The following is a 21,197-nucleotide window of genomic DNA, read 5'->3' as shown; positions in this document are numbered from 1 at the left end:
CACAGGACACGCGGGCAGACCCACCCAGAGTACCGGCCGGGCCAAGATCGGTTTTCGAATACGCTCAGTGGCGATCTGGTGTCCGATATTCATAAAGTGGGGCAATGCGCACCGAGGACGTCCTGGCCGCGATCGCGACCGGCCTGTGGCGCTGGGACAACGCGTCCGGGATCGTCTCGCTCGACGCCGAGGCCGCCCGGCTGCTCGGGCTGCCCACGGAACCCGTTCGGCTCACCGAGGCGGCCGTGCGCTCGCGCTTTCATCCCGTCGACTGGAACGAGATCGACGGGGTCGTGAACCTCGCCGTCGCCGAGGGGACGCTCGCCGAGGCGCGGCTGCGGATCATGGACGAGCACGGCCGGGTGATCCGTACCGTACGGAGCAGGTCGAAGCCGCTCATCGAGGCGAACGACTACCAGCTGGTCGGCACCCTCCAGGAGGTCGCCGAGCAGGTGCCGGGGACCGCCGCGCACACCCCCATCACGGGTGACTGGCGCCGGTCCCGCGAGGCGTTCCTCCTCGACGCCGGACGAGCGCTCGCGGAGGCCCGGTCGACGGCCGAGGTGCTGCGGGTGGCCGCCTCCCTCTCGATGCCCGGGTTCTCGCCGGACGGGCTCGCGGTCTTCGGGGTCGCGGGCGACCGGCTGACGGTCATCGGCCACCACGGGCACAGCGAGGGCGACGAGGGGCCGTTCTCGTCGATGTCGCTCGACACCGACTACCCGGCGGCGGAGGTCGCGCGGACGGGCCGGGCGATCTATCTGCCGAGCCCCGAGGAGTACCTGCGCCGCTTCCCCGTGACCTGGCCGCTCGCGCAGCGCTTCGGCCGCCGTTCCTGGGCCTTCGTGCCGCTGGTCGTCGCCGGCCGCACGATGGGGGCCTGGATGGCGGCCTTCAAGCACCCGGTGGCCTTCACCCCCGACGAGCGGTCGGTGCTGACGACGGTCGCCCGGATGCTCGCCCAGGCCCTCGCACGCGCGGGCGTGGCCGAGTCCGAGCGCGAACTGTCGCTCGGACTGCAGCGGACGATGATGCCGGTCCTCGGGCCCGGCATCCCCGGCATCCAGGTCGCCGCGCGGTACGTGCCGACCGGCGGCGGGCTCCAGGTCGGCGGCGACTGGTACGACATGATCCGGCTGCCCGGCGGCACCTCCCGCTCCGGCGGGCGCGGCGCCGGGCGCATCGCCCTCGTCATCGGCGACGTCCAGGGCCACGACGTGCGGGCCGCCGGCCTGATGGGGCAGCTGCGGATCGCCCTGCGCGCGTACGCCTCCGAGGGCCACCGGCCGGACGCCGTCCTCTCCCGCGCCTCGCGTTTCCTGTACGGGATCACCGACGGCGACGACGGGGAGGGCGAGGCCGGTCCGCGCTTCGCCACCTGCCTCTATCTGGAGGTCGACCTGGAGAGCGGGACCGTCGACATCGCGCGGGCCGGGCATCCGGACCCGGCGGTACGGATGAACGACGGAACGGTTCTCCTCAGGCCCACCGCGGGCGGCCTCCCCCTCGGCATCGACCCCGACACCGACTACCCCACCACCCGGCTCACCCTCGAACCCGGCGAGACCCTGATGATCTGCACCGACGGCCTCCTGGAGACCGGCGGGCACGACCTCGACACCGGCTGGGAGCGGGTCCGCGCGCTCCTGGAGTCCCACGACGGCGAGGACCTGGAGGCGCTCGCCGACACGCTCGTGGAGGCCGTCCACGGCCCCGGCTCCCACTACACGACCGGGCCGCTCGCCGACCGCCGCGAGGACGACATCGCCGTCCTGCTGCTCTCCCGCCGGCCCGCCGGCGCGCTCCCGGAGGCCCCGCGCCGCACCCTGATGACGATCGCGCAGGCCGAGCCGGAAAGGATCGCCGAGGCGCGCGAGCAGGTACGGCAGCTGCTGCACGACTGGCGGGACGAGGAGCAGCTCGACTCGGCGGTCCTCATGGTCTCCGAGATGGTCACCAACGTCCTCGTCCACACGGACGGCGACGCGCTCCTCGTCGCGGAGGTCGCCTGCGGGGAGAAGGCCCGGCGGCTGCGCGTCGAGGTCTCCGACGGGAGCGACGAGCTGCCGCACAAGCGCCACCCGGGCGAGATGGCGTCGAGCGGACGCGGCCTGGTCCTGATGGAGATGCTCGCGGACGCGTGGGGCGTCGACCCGCGCGGCGACGGCAAGGCGATCTGGTTCGAGCTGAACGAACCGGACTCGGGGCAGGGCTGCTGCGCGTAGCCCGATCGGCGGGCGGGGCTCAGCCGGGGCCCACCCCGGGCTCACCGTGTGCGGGGCTCCTGGGTGCGGGGCAGACTGGTGGCGTACGGCCATCCGGGGGACCCATGTCGGGGGGACCACGCCGGGGGGACCCACGTCGGGGGGACCACGTCGGGGGGACCACGGAGCACGCCATGGACACCCACAAGGTCGGCAGCGACACCACCGTGCTGGCCGACAGCCTCGAAGCACCCGGCATCGGGCACATCCCCGCCAACGCGTACGTCCTCACCGCCGCCGAACCCGTCGTCGTCGACACGGGGCTCTCCCTGGCCGACCGGAACTTCATCAACACGCTCGGCTCGGTCATCGACCCCGCCGACGTCCTGTGGATCTGGCTCACCCACCCCGACCGCGACCACACCGGCGGCCTCTTCGACCTGCTCGTGGCCGCGCCCCGGGCGAAGGTCGTCACGACCTTCATCGGCGCGGGGATCATGACCACGGAGCGCCCGCTGCCGATGGACCGCGTCTACTTCCTCAACCCCGGCCAGTCCCTCGACGTCGGCGACCGCATGCTGCGCGCCTTCCGGCCCCCGCTGTTCGACAACCCCGCCACGGTCGGCTTCTACGACGAGAAGACCCGGATCTGCTTCAGCTCCGACTGCTTCGGCGGGCCCATGCCGACCGCCGAGCTCGCGGAGAGCGGGCACGCCAACGACCTCAAGCCCGAGGAGCTGCGGCAGACCCAACTGCTGTGGGCGAGTGTGGACAGCCCGTGGGTGCACATCGTGGACCCGGCCAAGTACCGGGCGACGATCGATCCGCTGCGGGAGATGGCCCCGGAGATCGTGCTGTCCACGCATCTGCCGCCCGCGGTCCGGATGACGGCGTCGATGATCGACACGATCTCGATGGCCCCGGACGTGGACCCGTTCGTCGGTCCCGACCAGGCGGCCCTGGAGCAGATGCTCGCCTCCTTCGAGCCGGGCGGCCTGCCCACGGCGACCTGAGAGTGAGCGGCGCGCGGCCTCAGGCTCCAGCCGTGTCCGGCGTGTCCGGCGCGTCCGGCGTGTCCGGTGTGTTCGGCGTGTCCGGCTTCCCGTACCGCGTCCGCAGTTCGCCGAGGATCCCCGTCGCCGCTGCCGTCAGCGGTACGGCGAGCAGCATGCCCAGGATGCCGGCGACCGACGCCCCGGCCGTGATCGCCAGCATCACCGCGGCCGGGTGCATCTGCACGGTCCGGCTCTGCACCATCGGCTGGAGCAGGTAGCCCTCGATCATCTGGACGGCCAGGACGATGCCGAGCACCCACAGCGCGATGGCGAAGCCCCGGTCCGCGAGCGCGACGAGGACGGCGATCGCACCGGAGAGGAAGGCGCCGAGGTACGGGATGTAGGCGGTGACGAAGACGAGCGCGGCGAGCCCCACCGCGCCGGGCACGTCGAGGACGACCAGGCCGAGGCCGATGAGGATCGCGTCGACGAGGGCCACGAAGGTCGTCCCGCGCATGAAGCCCTCGACGGCCTCGAACGCGCGGCGTGCCATGGCCTCGACGAGGTCGCCGGTGGTGCGGGGGACGAGGGCGCGCAGGGCGCCGGCGGCCCGGTCCGAGTCCCGCAGGAAGAAGAAGATCAGGACCAGGGAGAGGGCGGCGGTGGCGAGCATTCCGCCGACGACGCTGAGACCTGTGAGCACGCCCGACGCGGCCGTTCCGCCGAACTGCTTCAGGAGGCCCTCGGCGTTCTTGGCGAGGTCGTCGAGGGAGGTTCCGGCCGGTCCGAGGTGCTCGGCGATGTCGGTGGCGGCCTGCCGGAGCGAGGCGACGATCTGGTCGCCGGTCTCGATGAGCGCGGCGACGACGATGTACGTGGCTCCGCCGACGACCGCGAGGACGGCGACGACGGTGAGCGCGGCGGCGGCCGACCTCCGGACCTTCATGAGGAGCAGGCGGCGGTAGAGGGGTCCGAGGAGGGCGGTGCCGAGGATCGCGAGCAGGACGGGGGTGACGACCGTCTCGAAGACGACGCACAGCCAGATGCCGACGGCGGCGACTCCGGCGGCGAGGAGCAGGACGACGCACCAGGCGGCGACCCGGCGTGCGGGTTCGGGAAGGAGCGGGGACGGCGTCTGCACCCGACCACCGGACCACGCACTCCGGCGTGTCGTCGCGCCCGGACCGGCCGTACGGGTGACGGGGCGTCAGCGACACTCCGTCCCGTACGGACGTCCACGCGCGCGTACGGGCGGAAGGTCCATCCCATACGGCCCCACACGCGCGCGTATGGGCGGAAGGTCCATCCCATACGGCCCCACACGCGCGCGTACGGGGCCGGGCGCGCCGCCCGACCCCGTACCGAGTCCTGCCGTTCCTACCCGTTCCTACTCGCCCATGCCGTGGACCGCCGGGATCGTTCCGAGGCGGCCCGCCTGGAAGTCCTCGAAGGCCTGGCGGAGTTCGGCCTGGGTGTTCATGACGAACGGGCCGTAGTGGGCCATCGGCTCACGGATCGGCTGTCCGCCGAGGAGCACGACCTCCAGGTCGGGGGTGTTCCCGTCCTGCTTCTCGTCGGCGCGGACGGTCAGCGAGCCGCCCTTGCCGAAGACGGCGGTCTGGCCCATGTGGACCGGGCGCCGCTCCGCGCCCACGCTGCCGCGGCCCGCCATGACGTACGCGAGGCCGTTGAAGTCCTCGCGCCACGGCAGGGTGATCTCGGCGCCCGGCCGCAGGGTCGCGTGGATCATCGTGATCGGGGTGTGGGTGATGCCCGGCCCGTCGTGGCCGTCGAGCTCGCCCGCGATGACGCGGAGCAGCGCGCCGCCGTCGGGGGAGGTGAGCAGCTGGACCTGGCCGCCGCGGATGTCCTGGTAGCGGGGGGCCATCATCTTGTCGGAGGCGGGCAGATTCACCCACAGCTGGAGGCCGTGGAAGAGGCCGCCGCTGACGACGAGGGACTCCGGCGGCGCCTCGATGTGGAGGAGGCCGGAGCCGGCCGTCATCCACTGCGTGTCGCCGTTGGTGATGGTGCCGCCGCCGCCCTGGGAGTCCTGGTGGTCGAAGGTCCCGTCGATGATGTAGGTGACGGTCTCGAAGCCGCGGTGGGGGTGCCAGGGCGTGCCCTTGGGCTCTCCGGGCGCGTACTCCACCTCACCCATCTGGTCCATCATGATGAACGGGTCGAGGTACTGGTAGTTGATCCCCGCGAAGGCGCGGCGGACCGGGAAGCCCTCGCCCTCGAAGCCCGTGGGGGCCGTGGTCACGGCGAGTACCGGGCGCGGAGTGGCGTCGGCCTGGGCGGCCACGCGCGGCAGGGTGAGCGGGTTCTCGACAGTCACTGCGGGCATGACGGACCTCCTAGAGCGGCCTTCTCCGACCTTGTACGTCCACTTTAGTTGAACGATGAACTTCTTGCCACCCAGAACGCGGAACGCCCGGGAGGAATTCCTCCCGGGCGCTCTCCCACGTCGTGAGTCCAGCCTGCGTCAGCCGTACATCCGCCGCATCGCGAAGTCGACCATCTGCTCCACGGCCTTCGCGTCGAAGACCATCCGGTGGTCGCCCTCCATGTCGAGGACGAAGCCGTAGCCGGTCGGCAGCAGGTCGATCACCTCGGCGCCGGTGATCACGAAGTACTTCGACTCCTTGCCCGCGTACCGCCGCAGCTCCTTGAGCGAGGTGAACATCGGGATGACCGGCTGCTGGGTGTTGTGCAGGGCGAGGAAGCCGGGGTTGTCGCCGCGCGGGCAGTAGACCTTGGAGGTCGCGAAGATCTGCTGGAAGTCCTCGGGCGCGAGCGTGCCCGTGGTGAAGGCGCGGACCGCGTCGGCGAGGGAGGGCGGCGAGGGCTCCGGGTAGAGCGGGGGCTGCTGCCCGTACCCGCCCTGCATGCCGCCCTGCATGCCGGCCTGCATCCCGCCCTGCTGCGGCGGGGCGTACTGCTGCTGGGCACCCGGATTCTGCTCGTAGCCGTACATGGGGCCAGCCTATCGACCGGGCGACCCGGCGGGGCCGCCCATCCGATTCTTCTCACGCCCCGGGATCCCTTGCTAAGTTCGCACCAGCAATCTGACTGTCATACACAGGGCTGTGACACGGGGGCGGGAATGACGCTGAACGCACGCTGGCAAGGGCTCTTCGAGGACACCGCGCCATCCGGCCCGTCCGAGCGCCCGGCCGCGATGACACTCGCGGGCACCACGGCCGGGGACGGCGGTGGCGCGAACGGCAGCGGCGGCACCGACCTCAAGGCCGATGTCGGCCCCTGGCACCAGGCGGGCAACGCCTCGGGCGAGCTGCGCGTCTCCACCGGCACCTCGCTGACCGACCTGGAGCGGGGCAACGAGGGCGTTGCAGACGGAACGGCCGGATTCGACTCCTCCGCTGCGCTCACCGAGATCCTCGGCACCTGGAAGGCCCGCCTCACCTCCGTGCGCGACGAGTGCGGACGCCTGGAGGGTGCCCTCAAGAGCGCGGGCCGCGACTTCGGCGAGCGCGAGGCCGACACCCAGCGGCGCATCGCCGCCGGGGCGCCCGCCCCGGCTCGGACGAAGGAGGGCTGACCCGGATGCCCACCTGGCAGCAGCTGCGCGACGTGAAGCTGAACGAGTACACGGACGCCGCGGACGGCTGGGGGAAGATCTCCTCCCGCTCCAACGCCGACAAGGACCGTGTCGACAACGGCATGTTCGCCAAGATCCACGCCACGCAGAAGGGTGAGGCAGCCGAACGCGCCTCAGCGGACGTCCAGCAGCTCTCCCACAACTACCAGTACCTGCACACCGAGTGCGGACTGGTCCGTACGGCGCTCAACGGCCTCGCCACCGAACTCGCCGCCCCGCAGAAGAAGCTGAAGCAGGCCCTTGAGGACGCCGAGAACCTCAAGTTCACGGTGAAGCCCGACGGTTCGGTGGACTACCCGACCGATTCCCTCGTCCTCGCCCCCGGCAACAACACCGCCGAGCACGGCGCCCCCGTCCCGCTCGCGCCCGGCAAGGGCGAGGGGGTCGGCAGCGCCGACGCCAACAAGGGCAAGGCCGAGGACATCGCGCAGCGCATCGGCGACGCCGTCCGCGAGGCCGCCGAGATCGACAGCCGTTACGCCGCCGCCCTGCGCAGGCTCAAGGCCGACCCCGGCCTGGAGGTCAGCGACGCGGACCTCGCCGACGCCGCCGCCGACACCAAGGCCCTCCAGCAGGCCGCCGGCACGTACGCCGACGACGACAAGATCCCGAAGGGCAAGTCCCCGCAGGACAACGCCGAGTGGTGGAAGTCGCTCACCCAGGAACAGCGCGACGAGTACGCCACGCTGTACCCGGCCTCGGTCGGGGCACTGGACGGCCTGCCCGCCACGGTCCGCGACGACGCCAACCGGATGGTGCTCGCGGAGACCCGCGCCCAGACGCAGCTGGAGCTCAACGCGATCCCCAAGCCGCCGCAGCAGTACCTCCCCAACCCCAGCGGCTCCTATCCCGCCGTGATCACGAACCCCGCGTACCGGGAGTGGCAGGACAAGTACGGCGACCGGAAACCGGAGCTGGAGCGGATCAAGAACGGCATCGACGCCGTCCAGAGCCGCTTCGACGCCACGGGCAAGGACGGTCTGCCCGAGGCGTACCTCCTCGGCTTCGATCCGCGCACCAACAACGGCGACGGCCGGATCATCCTCGCCAACGGGAATCCGGACACGGCCGACCACACCGCCGTCTACGTCCCGGGGACGGGGACGGAGATCGGGGGCATCGGGGGCGACCTGGAACGGGCCAACAGGCTGTGGACGGCTTCCAGCCGGCAGGGGGCCGACGTATCGACCATCATGTGGTTCGACTACGACGCCCCGCGCTCGGCCTACCCGACCGACAAGGGAGACGCCTTCCCCGAGGCGGCCCGCAACCAGTACGCCGAGAAGGGCGCCCCGACCCTCCACACGTTCATGGAGGGCACCCGGGCCGCGCACGAGACGGCGAGCGGCTCCAGCGGACACACCACGCTCGTCGGCCACAGCTACGGGTCCACGCTGATCGGCGAGGCCGCGAAGGCCGGCCGGATCTTCGACGGCCCGATCGCCGACGACATCGTCGTCGCCGGAAGCCCCGGCATGCAGGCGGACCACGCGGCGGACCTCGGCATCTCGGGCGAGCACATGTGGGCCATGGGCGCCGAGGGGGACAACGTCCCGCTCGGGGGCAGCCTCGTGGGGCTCGGTGAGGGCTGGGTCGTGCCGACGGACCCCGAGTTCGGGGGCAACGTCATGAAGACGGACACCCACGGCCACAGCGGCTACTGGGACGAGGGCACCCTCAGTCTGAACAACCAGGCCAAGGTGATCGTCGGCGACTACGAAGGTGTGATTCTTGAATAACAGGCGCAGTCTCACGGCCCTGGCCGGCGCCGTCTCCGCGGCCCTTCTGATGACGGGATGTTCCATGGTCGAGAAGTCCCCCGAGGAGATCCTCGGGTACGAGCCCCAGGTCCGGGAGTACAAGCCCGCGAAGCAGCAGGTCAACGACGTCTCCAGCAGGCTGCTCGACTGGATGGCCGTCAAGGGGGCGTCGACGCAGGTCAGCGCACGCGTCACCATCTGCGAGTCCGTGGATCCCGACTTCAGGACCCACTACCTCGTCGAGCACCCCTGGGCCGTCTACGACCTCACCAAGGGCTCCTTCGAGCAGGCGATGCAGAACCTGAGGGAGCAGCTGCCCCGCAACGGCTGGAAGATCGTCAAGGACGGCCTCACCGAGTCGAAGCGCAAGGACCCGCACATCGTGGCCGAGAACGACCAGGAGAAGCTCGGGCTCAACGTCGAGTGGATGCGCAACCGCTCGGGCGACCTCAAGGACGGCATCGCCATCACCGTCATCTCCCGCTGCTACCGGGCACCCGAGGGAACGACTCCTTACGGAAAGTGACACCGGATGCGCGACGAGCAAGGGTCCGAGGAGGGGGTGCAGCCCTCCTCGGACCCTTTTCCGTGCGGCTCGGGTCACATGTGCCGGTTCAGGGGTTGCTTATATTACTGATGGGTAGCATCATCGGAGAGAGCATTTGCTACTCGTTGGTACGTGTACGAGGAATCCGCCTCCCCGAGTCTTTACGGAGCCGTCGCCATGGGGCACTACAAGTCGAATCTCCGCGACATCGAGTTCAACCTCTTCGAGGTCCTCGGCCGCGACAAGGTGTACGGCTCCGGGCCGTTCGAGGAGATGGACGTCGAGACCGCCAAGAGCATCCTCGACGAGATCCGCCGCCTCGCCGAGAACGAGCTCGCGGAGTCCTTCACCGACGCCGACCGCAACCCGCCGGTCTTCGACCCGGAGACCAACACCGCCCCCGTGCCGGCCACCTTCAAGAAGTCGTACAACGCCTTCATGGAGTCCGAGTACTGGCGCCTCGGCATCCCCGAGGAGATCGGCGGCACGGTCTCCCCGCGCTCCCTGATCTGGGCGTACGCGGAGCTGCTGCTCGGCTCGAACCCGGCCATCTGGATGTACTCCTCCGGCCCGGCCTTCGCCGGCATCCTCTACAACGAGGGCAACGAGGCGCAGAAGAAGGTCGCGCAGATCGCCGTCGAGAAGCGCTGGGGCTCCACCATGGTGCTCACCGAGCCCGACGCGGGCTCGGACGTCGGCGCCGGCCGCACCAAGGCCACCCAGCAGGAGGACGGCTCCTGGCACATCGAGGGCGTGAAGCGCTTCATCACGTCCGGTGAGCACGACATGGAGGAGAACATCCTCCACTACGTCCTCGCCCGCCCCGAGGGTGCCGGCCCCGGCACCAAGGGCCTCTCCCTCTTCCTCGTCCCGAAGTTCGAGTTCGACTGGGAGACCGGCGAGCTGGGCGAGCGCAACGGCGTGTACGCCACCAACGTCGAGCACAAGATGGGCCTCAAGGCCTCCAACACGTGCGAGATGACCTTCGGCGACCAGCACCCCGCCAAGGGCTGGCTGATCGGCGACAAGCACGACGGCATCCGCCAGATGTTCCTCATCATCGAGTTCGCCCGCATGATGGTCGGCACGAAGGCGATCTCCACCCTCTCCACGGGCTACCTCAACGCCCTGGAGTACGCCAAGGAGCGCGTCCAGGGCACCGACCTGGCGAACTTCATGGACAAGGCCGCGCCCAAGGTCACCATCACGCACCACCCCGACGTCCGCCGCTCGCTCATGACGCAGAAGGCGTACGCCGAGGGCATGCGCTCCCTCGTCCTCTACACGGCCTCCGTGCAGGACGAGATCGCGATCAAGGAAGCGGCCGGCGAGGACGCCAAGGCGCTGCACGGCCTGAACGACCTGCTGCTCCCGATCGTCAAGGGCTACGGCTCCGAGAAGGGCTACGAGCAGCTCGCGCAGTCGCTCCAGACCTTCGGCGGCTCCGGCTTCCTGCAGGAGTACCCGATCGAGCAGTACATCCGGGACGCCAAGATCGACACCCTCTACGAGGGCACCACGGCCATCCAGGGCCAGGACTTCTTCTTCCGCAAGATCGTCCGTGACCAGGGTGCCTCCCTGAACGCGCTGTCCGAGGAGATCAAGAAGTTCCTCGCGGTCGGCACCGGCGGCGAGGACCTGGCCGGCGCCCGCGACGCGCTGGCCAAGGCCGCCGTCGACCTGGAGAGCATCGTCGGCACGATGATCACCGACCTCACCGCCACCGGCGAGGACGTCAAGAACATCTACAAGGTCGGCCTCAACACCACCCGCCTGCTGCTGGCCTCCGGCGACGTCGTCGTCGGCTACCTGCTGCTGCGCGGTGCGGCCGTCGCCGCCGAGAAGCTGGCCGCGGGCGCCACGGGCAAGGACGTCGCGTTCTACCAGGGCAAGATCGCGGCCGCGAAGTTCTTCGCCGCCAACGTCCTGCCGGGCGTGAGCGCCGAGCGCGCCCTCGCCGAGGCCGTCGACGGCTCGCTGATGGACCTGGACGAGGCCGCGTTCTAAGGACGCGCCCCCGTTCACACAGGCACGGCCCGTCCCCGGGGAGGGGGGCGGGCCGTACCCCTGTGCGCAGACGGGCTCCCCATGAGGGGGGCCGCGCTACGAGGGACGGCTTCGCTACGAGGGACGGCCGCCGAACTGCCAGTCGTGCACCTCGATGTCGGCGTACCGGTCGGGGGTCAGGAGGACGGCGCGGGCCGTCTCCGGGTCCTCCGCCCGGACCAGCGCCGCCGTGCCCAGCCAGGTGGCGCCGTCGTCGGAGAGCAGCGGCCCGTAAGCGATCAGGTCGTCCCGGCAGGGCGGCACGGCGAGGTCGACGGCCTGCCCCGCACCGAAGCCCAGCACCAGGAACCGGTCGCCGCCCTCCCGTCCGCCGGGGAAGTCCCACATCGTGCGGCCGAGCAGGTTGCGCCACCGTCGCAGCATCACGTCCCGGTAGACCCCGGCCCGGTAGCCGGGCTCGTCGAAGGCGAACGCGCGGGCGGCGCCGGCATCGGGCAGGTCGAGGATGTGCACACTGCCGCTGGGCGTCTCGCCGTCCTCGCCGAAGGTCGGTCCCCGGGCGATCATCTCCTCGGCGTACCGGTCCATGTAGGCCCAGTGGGCCTCAAGGAGCTCGTGGCGCAGCGGCAGGGAGCCGGGCCGGTCACGGTGGTAACAGAGGAATTCCATGACCGAAGGATCTCCTCGCGCGAGGGCGCGGGCGAGCGATTTGCGGGGCCCCGTATTCGTATACCGGGCCCTGCGTAAGGTGGAACCCATGAGCAGCGCAGCCTCCCGTCCGCCCGCCGGCCCCTTCGACCGCGGACACACCGACGACCTCATGGCCTTCCTGACGGCCTCGCCCTCGCCGTACCACGCGGTCGCGAGCGCCGCCGAGCGCCTTGAGAAGGCCGGTTTCCGCCAGGTCGAGGAGACCGCCGCGTGGGACGCGACGAGCGGCGGGAAGTACGTGATCCGCGGCGGCGCGATCATCGCCTGGTACGTGCCGGAGGGCGCCTCCGCCCACACCCCGTACCGGATCGTCGGCGCCCACACCGACTCCCCCAACCTGCGCGTCAAGCCGCAGCCCGACATGGGCGCGCACGGCTGGCGGCAGGTCGCGGTCGAGATCTACGGCGGCACCCTCCTCAACACCTGGCTCGACCGCGACCTCGGCCTCGCCGGCCGGCTCACCCTCCGCGACGGCAGCCACCACCTGGTCAACGTGGACCGGCCGCTGCTGCGCGTCCCGCAGCTCGCCATCCACCTCGACCGGGGCGCCAACGACGGCCTGAAGCTGGAGCGCCAGCGCCACATGCAGCCGATCTGGGGCATCGGCGAGGTCCACGAGGGCGACCTCATCTCGTTCGTCGCCGCCGAGGCCGGGGTCGACGCCGAGGACGTGAGCGGCTGGGACCTGATGGTGCACGCCGTGGACGCGCCCGCCTACCTGGGCCGCGACCGCGAGCTGCTCGCCGGTCCGCGGATGGACAACCTGCTGTCCGTGCACGCCGCCGTCGCCGCGCTCGCCTCCCTCGCGGGCCGCGAGGACCTCCCGTACATCCCGGTCCTCGCCGCCTTCGACCACGAGGAGAACGGTTCCGAGGCCGACACCGGCGCCCAGGGCCCGCTCCTCGGCAACGTCCTGGAGCGCTCGGTGTACGCGCGCGGCGGCTCGTACGAGGACCGCGCACGGGCCTTCGCCGGCACCGTCTGCCTCTCCTCCGACACCGGCCACGCCGTCCACCCGAACTACGCGGAGCGCCACGACCCGACGCACCACCCGCGCGTCAACGGCGGCCCGATCCTGAAGGTGAACGTCAACCAGCGGTACGCCACCGACGGCAGCGGCCGCGCGGTCTTCGCCGCCGCCTGCGAGAAGGCGGGCGTGCCGTGGCAGTCGTTCGTCTCCAACAACGACATGCCCTGCGGCACCACGATCGGCCCGATCACCGCCGCCCGCCACGGCATCAAGACCGTCGACATCGGCGTGGCGATCCTCTCCATGCACAGCGCCCGCGAACTCTGCGGCGCGAAGGACCCGTACCTCCTCGCCAACGCCCTGGTCGCCTTCCTGGAGGGCTGACGCTCAGCGGCCCGGGCCGCGGAAACATCCGCGAAAGGCCCCTCTCGGCAGGCTGGTCCTCATGCATCGTCATGAGGGCCCCTCCCGGGGCAGGTTCGCCGCTGGTGTCGGTGTCGCCGTCGTGATCGCCACGGCGGCGGCCGGGCTGCTGATCGACACGTACAACGACCGGCCGCCGTGGGGGACGGACATCGCGTACGAGGGCGGCTTCGTCCAGGCGTCCCGCATTCGCGGGTACGACGTGGACGGCTCGCGGACGAAGGCGCTGCTCGCCGGGGAGTGCGTGCTCATGGAGCGGCAGGGCATGGGCGGCGACCGGGCCGTGCACGACCCGGCGGCGTGGGTGGAGGGGTGCCTGGACGGGGCCGCGGGGCGCCCGTCCAGGAACCAGGGGATCGTCCGTTAGGACCCTCGTCCGCCGGGGCCCTACGCCTTCTCGTCCATGCCCGCGAGGATCAGGGGGAGGCGGGCGACACCCGCTTCCGTGATCTTCACGGGGACGCCCCAGTCCTGCTGGTGGACGTGGCAGGCCGGGTATTCGTTCGCCGGGTCGTCGTCGCAGGACGCGGCCATCGCCGAGACGTGCAGGACGCCCTCGGTGAGCTCGGGGTTGAGGTCGAGCTCGCGGAAGAGGTCCGTGCCCGTGCCCTCGCCCGCGAGGAGCAGCTCCGGCGGGGTCGAGGAGACCAGGAGGCGGGTCGAGGGGCCGTACCGCTCGTCCAGCTTCTGGCCGTTCGGGGCCCGGAAGACCACGTCCAGGCGGAGCCGGCCCGGGGCGACCTCGGTGGCCTCGCGCCGGGTGCGGTGGGCGACGGCCTCGACCTGGACGGCCTCCTCGGGGAGGCGCAGCCGGGTCAGCCGGTGCCGGGCGGACTCGACGACCACGATGTCGCCGTCGACGAGGACCGCGCCGCTGGGCTCGCGCAGGTCGGTGGCGAGCGTCGTCACCTCGCCGGACGCCGGGTCGTAGCGGCGCAGGGCGTGGTTGTACGTGTCGGAGACCGCGACCGAGCCGTCGGGGAGGGCGGTCACGCCCAGCGGGTGCTGGAGCAGGGCCTGGTCGGCGGCGCCGTCGCGGTGGCCGAAGTCGAAGAGGCCCGTGCCGACGGCGGTGTGGACGGCGTACCCGTCGGCCTCCCGCTCGACCCAGCGCAGGGCGCTGGTCTCGGAGTCGGCGACCCACAGCCGGTCCTCGGTGGCGGCGAGCCCGGAGGGCTGCGCGAACCAGGCCTCGGCGGCGGGTCCGTCGACGAGACCCTCGTTGGTGGTGCCGGCCGCGACCTCGACGGTCTTCGTGGCCGGGTCGTACGTCCACAGCTGGTGGACGCCGGCCATGGCGATCCACACCTTGCCCTGCCACCAGGCCACGTCCCACGGCGAGGACAGGTCGACGTCCAGGGCGGGTCCGGAGGTGGGGGAGCCCTGCCACCACTGCTTCCCGGTGCCGGCGATCCGCTCGATCGCGCCGGTCGCCGGGTCGAGGACGCGCAGGGCGTGGTTCACGGTGTCCGCGACGACGACCGTGCCGTCGGGCAACTGCGCGAGGCCCTGCGGCTCCCGGAAGACGCCCTCGCCGATCCGCCGTACGACGGTCTCGCCGTCGGCGGCCAGCTCGACGAGCTGGTGCCGGGTGGTGTCGGAGACCAGGAGGTTCCCGGAGGGCAGCAGGATCGCCTTGCCGGGGAAGCGCAGGTCGGTGGCGACGGGCTCGGGCGCCACGTACGGCCCGTCACCGCGCCGCAGCGTGCCCTTGGCCTCGTGCTCGGCCTCCAGCTCCTCGACGAGCGTCCGGATGGCGTTGGCGTGCCCCTCACCGGCGTGCTGGGCGACGACGTACCCCTCGGGGTCGATCACGACGAGCGTCGGCCACGCCCGCACGGCGTACTGCTTCCAGGTCGCGAGCTCCGGGTCGTCGAGGACGGGGTGGTGCACCTCGTACCGCTCGACGGCGTCGACGACGGCCTGGTGCTCGGCCTCGTGCACGAACTTCGGCGAGTGCACGCCGACGATGACGAGCGTGTCGCGGTGCTTCTCCTCCAGCTCACGCAGCTCGTCGAGCACGTGCAGGCAGTTCACACAGCAGAACGTCCAGAAATCGAGCAGAACGATCTTTCCTCGCAGATCGGCGAGGGTCAGATCGTCCCCGCCCGTGTTCAGCCAGCCGCCCTTGCCGATCAGCTCGGGGGCGCGGACACGGGCACGGCGGGGCGGGGTCGCGGGCGCGGAGTCATTCATGGGTCAAGGGTGCCGTACGGGTGGAAAACGTGGGCCGGGTGGGGCCGGGGTGCGTGTCCGGGGCGGGGTGGGGACGGGGTTTGGTGAGCATGGCGGGCATGGCCGAGCGCTTGATCGGATCATCTGACTATTCCCTCCGACGGGTGGGTGGTGGACTCCTGGTGTTGCTGTGCGTGCTGCCCTGCGTGGTCCTGCCCGCGCCCGACGCTCGGGCCGGTGGTGTCGGTGACGGGGCCTTACGGGTCACCGTGACCGTGAACGGGCGCGGGAACAGCGGGGTGCGACCGCCCGACCTCCGGGTCGGCACGCAGGTCGTCAAGCGGTACCGGCTGGTCAATCACGGTGAGGCGCATCTGTACGGGGTCGGCGTCGTCGACCCCGACGTGCCCGCAGGGGCCGTGCGGTGCCCCCGGCGGCCGCTTCCCGCGCTCGGCGAAGTGGAGTGCGTCGCCAGGTTCCGCGCCGCGCCCGGAGCACACCGGGGGACCGTCCGCGCGGAGGGCTCCGTCCCCTCGCTCCGGCGGCGGCTGACCGCGACCGCGCGCGCCGGGTACACCGGGATCGCCGGGGACCTGCGCCTCACCGAGCGGGTCACCGTCGGGCCGCCTCCCGCCCGCCGCCGGGCCGGCGTCACGTCCACCGCCACCGTCACGTACACCGTCACCAACCACGGCAACCGTCCCCTCCACGCCGTCCGCGTCGGGGACACCGCCCTCGGTCTGCGCGCCGGCTCCGTTGACTGCGCCGGGCGGCCCGGAACCGTGCCCCGGCTCGCCCCCGGCGCCTCCGCCCGCTGTACGGCCACCGTGCGGCGGCCCCCCGGCACCCACCGGAGTACGGGGCTCGCCTCCGGGAGCGACCGGGTGACCACCTACGGGCCGGGCGGGGGACGAGTACCGCCACCGACGCTCGTCGCCCGGTCGTCGGCCGTGTTCACCGTGGCTGACCCCGTACGGACGACTGATCCCGTACGGGGGAGGGGGAGCGGCGGGGCGCCGGGCGCGCCCGGGGCCGCGGGTACGCCCGGGGCCGTGGGTACGCCCGGGGTCGTGGGTGCACCCGGGGTCGTGGGTGCACCCGGGGCCGACGGCGCGCCCGGGGTCGTCGGTGCGCCCGGGGTCGTCGGTGCTCCTGTTCCCGGGGTCAACGAGGCCGCCGGGGCAGCCGGGGCCACCGGCGTGCCCGTGGTTCCCGTCGCAGGGGCCGGGGTGCCGGTCCCCGGAGCCGCGGGTGCCGCGGCCGTACCTCCGGCTGCACCTCCGGCCGTACCTCCGAGCGCCGTGCTCCCCGACGCCCTACCTCCGGCGGCCGTGCCACCGGCAGCCGTGCCACCGGCAGCCGTGCCACCGGCCGAGGCCCTCTCCCCAGCCACATCGGGCACCTCAGCCACTTCAGGCACATCCTCAGCAGGCACCACCGACGTCGACGGCCCTGCCGCCGCCCGACGCGCCGCCGTCCTCGACAACGAAGGGTTTCTCGGGCGGCTGCGGCGGCGGGGGCGTGAGGCGGGCGAGTTCGGGGTGGTGGCGATGTTGCTGCTGCTTCTGATCCCGGCGGCCGTCGCGGCCGCCCTTCTCGGCAACCGGAGAAGCTGACCGTGGCCCTGCTGGAAACGCTCGTCGTCGTCCTCGGCGTCGCGTTCGTCGCCGCCCTCGCCGTCGTCGCCAAGACCCGGCTCTTCCCGGTCGGCGAGGACGAGGAGCCCCGGGAGGACGTCGCCGAGTACATCGCCATGATGGTCTCGGTGCTCTACGCCGTCGTCCTCGGCCTCTGCCTGGTCTCGGTCTGGGAGACCCGGTCCGCTGCCGCCGACCACGTACGGGAGGAGGCGAGTGCGCTGCACCAGATGTATCTGCTCGCCGACGCGCTCCCCGACGACCGGCGCCTGCCGGTGCGCGAGGCGGCCCGCACGTACGCCGACCACGTCGTCGACGTCGAGTGGCCGGTGATGGCGGCGCGCCGGCCGCTCGACCCGAGCGGCTGGCGGCTGCTCGAACAGCTGCGGCAGGCCGGTGAGGTGAGCGACTCCGCGAAGGTGCCCCAGCAGATCGCCGCCCAGGAGGTGCTCGCCCAGCTCGGCTACATCGACGACGCGCGGCGCGGCCGGGAGGCGGCGGCGCAGGAACGGCTCTCCCCCGTGCTGTGGACGGGGCTGATCATCGGGGGCGCGCTGACCCTGGCGTTCATGTTCCTCTTCGGGATCAGCAGGAGCACGACCCACGTGGTGATGGTGATGGGGCTCTCCGGCTTCATCGCCTTCACCGTGCTGCTGATCCATCAGCTGGACTCGCCGTTCGGCGAGACGCTCGGGGCGACCCCGGACGCGTTCACCCGCTATTTCGGGTGAGAAGCACCGCTCGTACGGGCAGGCATACCGGTGTGAAATATCTCGTACGGGACAAGATCTTCGCGATCGGCGACGACTACTGGATCGAGGACGAGCAGGGCCGACACGCCTTCCTCGTCGACGGCAAGGCCCTGCGCCTGCGCGACACCCTGGAGCTGAAGGCCCCCGACGGGCAGGTCCTCGTCACCCTGCGGCAGAAGATGTTCAGCCTGCGGGACGCCATGACGATCGAGCGCGACGAACAGCCGCTCGCGACCGTCCGCCGCAAGCGGCTCTCGCTGCTGCGCAACCACTACCGGGTGACGCTCGTCGAGGGCACGGAACTCGACGTCAGCGGCCGGATCCTGGACCGGGAGTTCACCGTCGAGTACGAGGGTGAACTCCTGGCCCACATCTCCCGCCGGTGGTTCCACGTCCGCGAGACGTACGCGGTGAACGTGGTCCGTGAGGACGCGGACGCCGCACTGCTCATCGCGGTCGCGGTGTGCGTGATCCGGATGGCCGAGCGGGAGCGGGAGGACTGACCGACCCGCGCGCGGCCTCAGGCTGCCTTCTCCAGCGCCTGCTCCAGGTCCGCCCACAGGTCCTCGACGTGCTCGATCCCGATCGAGATCCTGACCGTGCCGGGGCCGATCCCCGCCGCTTCCAGGGCCGTCGCGTCGAGCTGGTGGTGGGAGGTGGAGGCCGGGTGCATCACCAGGGTCTTCACATCGCCGAGGGAGACGCTGAGGGAGGCGAGCCGGACGGCCTCGACGAAGGTACGGCCCGCCTCCCGGCCGCCCGCCAGGTCGACCGAGATCACGCCGCCGCCTCCCTCGGGCAGCAGACGCGCGGCGATCGCCCGGTCCGGGTGGTCGGCGAGGCCGGGGTGGCGCACGGCCGCCACCGCCGGATGCGCGGCCAGCCGGGCCGCCAGGTCGGCGGCGCTCGCGCACTGGCGCTCCATGCGCAGGGAGAGGGTCTGCATGCCGCGCAGGGTGAGCCAGGCGGCGAACGGGTCGGTGGACGCGCCCTGTTCGACCGCGTGGTGGCGGATCCGCTGGTACAGCTCGGCGTCCTTGAAGACGGCGATCCCGCCGAGGACGTCCGCGTGCCCGGACAGGTACTTGGTCGCGGAGTGGATGACGATGTCGGCGCCGTGGTCGAGCGGCCGGAAGAGGAGCGGCGAGGCGAAGGTGTTGTCGACGGCGACCGGGACGCCCGCCTCGGCGGCGACGGCGGCGAGGGCGGGCACGTCGGAGACCCGGGTGGTCGGGTTGGCGATGGTCTCCAGGTACAGCAGCCGGGTCTCGGGGCGCAGGGCCGCCCGCACCTCCTCCGGGTCGGTGCCGGAGACGTACGTGACGTCGACGCCCCAGCGGGTGGCCAGGTCGGTGAGGACCCCGTACGTGCCGCCGTACAGGCAGGTCTGGGCGATGACGTGGCCGCCGCTGCGGAGCAGGCCGAGGAGGACGGCGTTCACCGCGCCCATGCCCGAGGCGAAGGAGACGCCGGCGGTGCCGCCTTCGAGGCGGGCGACGGCGTCCTCCAGGGTGCGGACGGTGGGGTTGCCGTGGCGGCTGTAGAGGAACGCCTCCGTGGAGGTGAAGGCGCCGGCGAGGGCGTCGGCCGAGTCGAAGGCGAAGACATGGCCCTGGTGGAGCGGGACGCCGAGGGGCCGGCTGCCGGTGATCTCCACGTGCGGCGGATGGACGGCGAGGGTCTCGGGACGGGCGGAAGGCGAGGACTCGTGGCTCATGGGCTCAGTCTGTGGACGGTGCGTTTGCCTTCCCAGGGCCAATCCCGGCAGATTGGTTCGACGATGAGACCAATCGATCGGTCCCCCGATCCCGACGACCTCGTCTCGCGGCTCGGTCGCTGGTCCGCCGGCCGCGGGCCCCTCTATCTGCTGCTCGCGGCCCGGCTGCGCCGCCTCGTCGACGAGGGCGCGCTGCCCCCGGGCACCCTCCTGCCACCGGACCGGCGGCTCGCCAAGGCCCTGGCCGTGGGCCGTACGACGGTGGTCGCGGCGTACGACACCCTGCGCCAGGAGGGACGGCTCGTCCGGCGGCAGGGCAGCGGGACCCGGGTCGCGCGGGCCGCGCTCGCCCCGGAGGCACCCCGGGCGGGGGCCGCGCCCCGCGTGACGGAGACGTCCAACCCGCTGTTCCTGCACCTCCTCGAAGCGCCGGACGACGTCATCCTGCTGAGCTGCGCCGCGCCCGTGGAGCCGCCGCCCGAGCTGGCGGAGGCGTACCGCGCGCTCGTCCTGCCGGGCGGGGACATCGGCTACCACCCGGCCGGTCTCGGGGTGCTGCGCGAGGCGGTGGCCGGGCGGTACGCGGAGCGCGGCGTGCCGACCGGAGCCGGTCAGATCCTGGTCACCACCGGTGCCCAGCAGGGGCTTTCGCTGCTCGCCCGGCTGCTGTTGGCACCGGGGGACGGGGTGCTGGTGGAGGCGCCGACGTATCCGGGGGCGCTGGACCTGTTCCGGGAGGCGGCGGCCGTACCGCTCCCGGTGGCGGTCGGGCCGGACGGGATCGACGTGGCGGAGGCGGTACGGGTGATGGAACGCCACCGGCCCGCCCTGGCCTATGTGGTGGCCCGCTTCCAGAACCCCACGGGCACGGTGCTCCCCCCGCTCGCCGGGCGCCGGCTCGTGGAGGCGGCGAACGCCCTGGGGGTGCCGCTCGTCGACGACGAGGTGCTGGGCGACCTGGCGTTCGGCACCGGCCGGGAACCGCGGCCCCTCTCCGCGTACGGCGAGGTGATCGCGGTCGGTTCGCTCAGCAAGGTCGTGTGGGGCGGGCTGCGGATCGGCTGGGTGCGCGGCCCGGCGCCGCTGATCACCCGCCTGGCCCGGCTGAAGGCCCTGCACGACCTGGGCTGCGACGTGCCGTCCCAGCTGGTCGCGGCGCGTCTCCTGGCCGACTTCGGGTCCGTACGGGCCACCCGGCTGCGCACCCTGCGCGCGGGCCACGCCCATCTGCGCGCCGAACTCGCCCGGCTGCTCCCGTCGTGGTCCTGCGCCCCGGCGACCGGCGGCCAGACCCTCTGGGTGCGTCTCCCGCACGGCGACGGCGTCTCGTTCGCCCAGGTCGCCCTCCGGCACGGGGTGGCCGTCCTGCCGGGTGCGACCACCGACGCCCTCGGCGGCAGCGTCCGGCACCTGCGGCTGCACTTCCTGCTGCCGCCGGAGGTGCTCACGGAGGCGGTACGGAGACTGGCGGCGGCCTGGGCGGAGTACGCGCCGGCCCCGAGAGCGGAACCGGGCGCGACACCGGAAGCGACACCGGAAGCGACACCGCGCGGGGAACCGGGCGCGACACCGGGCGCGTCCCTTCAGGGCATCACGCTCTGACCAGGCAGGAGCATTCCAGCCTTGCGTCCAGGGCCGCACCACGGAAACATACAGTGCACCTGCAAAGTGATG

Annotated in this window: 18 protein-coding genes; 12 read left to right on the top strand and 6 right to left on the bottom strand. The window is 72.1% G+C overall.

What is annotated here, in order from left to right:
• Positions 1-104 precede the first annotated feature (104 nt).
• Entirely contained in the window at positions 105-2,225 is a 2,121-nt protein-coding gene (locus N5875_RS20070; RefSeq protein ID WP_318208173.1) for a SpoIIE family protein phosphatase, read from the top strand.
• Positions 2,226-2,398: 173 nt separating this feature from the next.
• Positions 2,399-3,217, top strand: a complete 819-nt coding sequence (locus tag N5875_RS20065) for an MBL fold metallo-hydrolase (RefSeq protein ID WP_318208174.1) — start codon at positions 2,399-2,401, stop codon at positions 3,215-3,217.
• Between the two features lie 19 nt (positions 3,218-3,236).
• Here the strand turns inward: N5875_RS20065 and N5875_RS20060 are convergent, their stop codons facing one another.
• The 3 genes from N5875_RS20060 to N5875_RS20050 all read right to left on the bottom strand — a co-directional run bounded on the left by N5875_RS20060 (position 3,237) and on the right by N5875_RS20050 (position 6,179).
• Positions 3,237-4,340, bottom strand: coding sequence for an AI-2E family transporter (locus N5875_RS20060; protein ID WP_338495210.1), 1,104 nt, complete (start codon positions 4,338-4,340; stop codon positions 3,237-3,239).
• A gap of 246 nt (positions 4,341-4,586) precedes the next feature.
• Complete coding sequence (locus tag N5875_RS20055) at positions 4,587-5,549, bottom strand: pirin family protein (RefSeq protein ID WP_318208176.1); 963 nt, start codon at positions 5,547-5,549, stop codon at positions 4,587-4,589.
• A gap of 138 nt (positions 5,550-5,687) precedes the next feature.
• On the bottom strand, positions 5,688-6,179 hold the full coding sequence (locus tag N5875_RS20050) for an SseB family protein (protein WP_187621882.1): 492 nt from the start codon (positions 6,177-6,179) through the stop codon (positions 5,688-5,690).
• 129 nt (positions 6,180-6,308) lie between these two features.
• On the opposite strand from N5875_RS20050, the gene N5875_RS20045 reads away from it, so the two are divergent.
• From N5875_RS20045 to N5875_RS20030, 4 genes are all read left to right on the top strand, one after another.
• Positions 6,309-6,764, top strand: coding sequence for a hypothetical protein (locus N5875_RS20045; RefSeq protein ID WP_318208177.1), 456 nt, complete (start codon positions 6,309-6,311; stop codon positions 6,762-6,764).
• 5 nt (positions 6,765-6,769) lie between these two features.
• Entirely contained in the window at positions 6,770-8,563 is a 1,794-nt protein-coding gene (locus N5875_RS20040) for an alpha/beta hydrolase (protein ID WP_338495208.1), read from the top strand.
• 64 nt (positions 8,564-8,627) lie between these two features.
• Positions 8,628-9,110: a hypothetical protein gene (locus N5875_RS20035; protein ID WP_338495206.1), complete on the top strand. Its 483-nt coding sequence runs from the start codon at positions 8,628-8,630 to the stop codon at positions 9,108-9,110.
• A gap of 198 nt (positions 9,111-9,308) precedes the next feature.
• Positions 9,309-11,138, top strand: a complete 1,830-nt coding sequence (locus N5875_RS20030) for an acyl-CoA dehydrogenase (protein WP_266966990.1) — start codon at positions 9,309-9,311, stop codon at positions 11,136-11,138.
• A gap of 114 nt (positions 11,139-11,252) precedes the next feature.
• Here the strand turns inward: N5875_RS20030 and N5875_RS20025 are convergent, their stop codons facing one another.
• Positions 11,253-11,807: a YciI family protein gene (locus N5875_RS20025; protein ID WP_338495205.1), complete on the bottom strand. Its 555-nt coding sequence runs from the start codon at positions 11,805-11,807 to the stop codon at positions 11,253-11,255.
• A gap of 88 nt (positions 11,808-11,895) precedes the next feature.
• Between N5875_RS20025 and N5875_RS20020 the strand changes: the two genes are divergently transcribed.
• Both N5875_RS20020 and N5875_RS20015 read left to right on the top strand, forming a co-directional pair.
• Positions 11,896-13,203, top strand: coding sequence for a M18 family aminopeptidase (locus N5875_RS20020; protein ID WP_318208181.1), 1,308 nt, complete (start codon positions 11,896-11,898; stop codon positions 13,201-13,203).
• 61 nt (positions 13,204-13,264) lie between these two features.
• Positions 13,265-13,609: a hypothetical protein gene (locus tag N5875_RS20015; protein ID WP_318208182.1), complete on the top strand. Its 345-nt coding sequence runs from the start codon at positions 13,265-13,267 to the stop codon at positions 13,607-13,609.
• A 20-nt stretch (positions 13,610-13,629) separates the two neighbouring features.
• Here N5875_RS20015 and N5875_RS20010 read toward each other — a convergent pair whose 3' ends face one another.
• A complete protein-coding gene (locus N5875_RS20010) occupies positions 13,630-15,438 on the bottom strand; it encodes an NHL domain-containing thioredoxin family protein (RefSeq protein ID WP_318208183.1) in 1,809 nt (602 codons plus the stop codon).
• A gap of 143 nt (positions 15,439-15,581) precedes the next feature.
• Here N5875_RS20010 and N5875_RS20005 point away from each other — a divergent pair, with 143 nt between their 5' ends.
• Genes N5875_RS20005 through N5875_RS19995 form a run of 3 tightly spaced genes read left to right on the top strand, consistent with a single transcriptional unit; the run spans position 15,582 to position 18,309 of the window.
• Complete coding sequence (locus N5875_RS20005) at positions 15,582-17,033, top strand: hypothetical protein (protein WP_338495203.1); 1,452 nt, start codon at positions 15,582-15,584, stop codon at positions 17,031-17,033.
• A gap of 2 nt (positions 17,034-17,035) precedes the next feature.
• Entirely contained in the window at positions 17,036-17,785 is a 750-nt protein-coding gene (locus N5875_RS20000; protein ID WP_318208185.1) for a hypothetical protein, read from the top strand.
• A gap of 32 nt (positions 17,786-17,817) precedes the next feature.
• Positions 17,818-18,309: an LURP-one-related family protein gene (locus N5875_RS19995; protein ID WP_318208186.1), complete on the top strand. Its 492-nt coding sequence runs from the start codon at positions 17,818-17,820 to the stop codon at positions 18,307-18,309.
• A 17-nt stretch (positions 18,310-18,326) separates the two neighbouring features.
• Here N5875_RS19995 and N5875_RS19990 read toward each other — a convergent pair whose 3' ends face one another.
• Complete coding sequence (locus N5875_RS19990) at positions 18,327-19,523, bottom strand: aminotransferase class I/II-fold pyridoxal phosphate-dependent enzyme (protein WP_338495199.1); 1,197 nt, start codon at positions 19,521-19,523, stop codon at positions 18,327-18,329.
• Positions 19,524-19,586: 63 nt separating this feature from the next.
• On the opposite strand from N5875_RS19990, the gene N5875_RS19985 reads away from it, so the two are divergent.
• Positions 19,587-21,125, top strand: a complete 1,539-nt coding sequence (locus N5875_RS19985; protein WP_338495197.1) for a PLP-dependent aminotransferase family protein — start codon at positions 19,587-19,589, stop codon at positions 21,123-21,125.
• Positions 21,126-21,197: the final 72 nt, after the last annotated feature.

The organism is Streptomyces sp. SJL17-4, assembly GCF_036826855.1.
Taxonomy (GTDB): Bacteria; Actinomycetota; Actinomycetes; order Streptomycetales; family Streptomycetaceae; genus Streptomyces.
Note: the sequence above shows the minus strand (reverse complement) of the source record. Positions and strands in the feature narration are given on the sequence as shown.

Bases quoted from the DNA above. Each gene is read 5' to 3' on its own strand.
- N5875_RS20070 (WP_318208173.1), top strand. From the start codon at position 105: ATGCGCACCGAGGACGTCCTGGCCGCGATCGCGACCGGCCTGTGGCGC.
- N5875_RS20065 (WP_318208174.1), top strand. From the start codon at position 2,399: ATGGACACCCACAAGGTCGGCAGCGACACCACCGTGCTGGCCGACAGC.
- N5875_RS20055 (WP_318208176.1), bottom strand. From the start codon at position 5,549: ATGCCCGCAGTGACTGTCGAGAACCCGCTCACCCTGCCGCGCGTGGCC.
- N5875_RS20050 (WP_187621882.1), bottom strand. From the start codon at position 6,179: ATGTACGGCTACGAGCAGAATCCGGGTGCCCAGCAGCAGTACGCCCCG.
- N5875_RS20045 (WP_318208177.1), top strand. From the start codon at position 6,309: ATGACGCTGAACGCACGCTGGCAAGGGCTCTTCGAGGACACCGCGCCA.
- N5875_RS20040 (WP_338495208.1), top strand. From the start codon at position 6,770: ATGCCCACCTGGCAGCAGCTGCGCGACGTGAAGCTGAACGAGTACACG.
- N5875_RS20035 (WP_338495206.1), top strand. From the start codon at position 8,628: ATGGTCGAGAAGTCCCCCGAGGAGATCCTCGGGTACGAGCCCCAGGTC.
- N5875_RS20030 (WP_266966990.1), top strand. From the start codon at position 9,309: ATGGGGCACTACAAGTCGAATCTCCGCGACATCGAGTTCAACCTCTTC.
- N5875_RS20025 (WP_338495205.1), bottom strand. From the start codon at position 11,807: ATGGAATTCCTCTGTTACCACCGTGACCGGCCCGGCTCCCTGCCGCTG.
- N5875_RS20020 (WP_318208181.1), top strand. From the start codon at position 11,896: ATGAGCAGCGCAGCCTCCCGTCCGCCCGCCGGCCCCTTCGACCGCGGA.
- N5875_RS20015 (WP_318208182.1), top strand. From the start codon at position 13,265: ATGCATCGTCATGAGGGCCCCTCCCGGGGCAGGTTCGCCGCTGGTGTC.
- N5875_RS20010 (WP_318208183.1), bottom strand. From the start codon at position 15,438: ATGAATGACTCCGCGCCCGCGACCCCGCCCCGCCGTGCCCGTGTCCGC.
- N5875_RS19990 (WP_338495199.1), bottom strand. From the start codon at position 19,523: ATGAGCCACGAGTCCTCGCCTTCCGCCCGTCCCGAGACCCTCGCCGTC.
- N5875_RS19985 (WP_338495197.1), top strand. From the start codon at position 19,587: ATGAGACCAATCGATCGGTCCCCCGATCCCGACGACCTCGTCTCGCGG.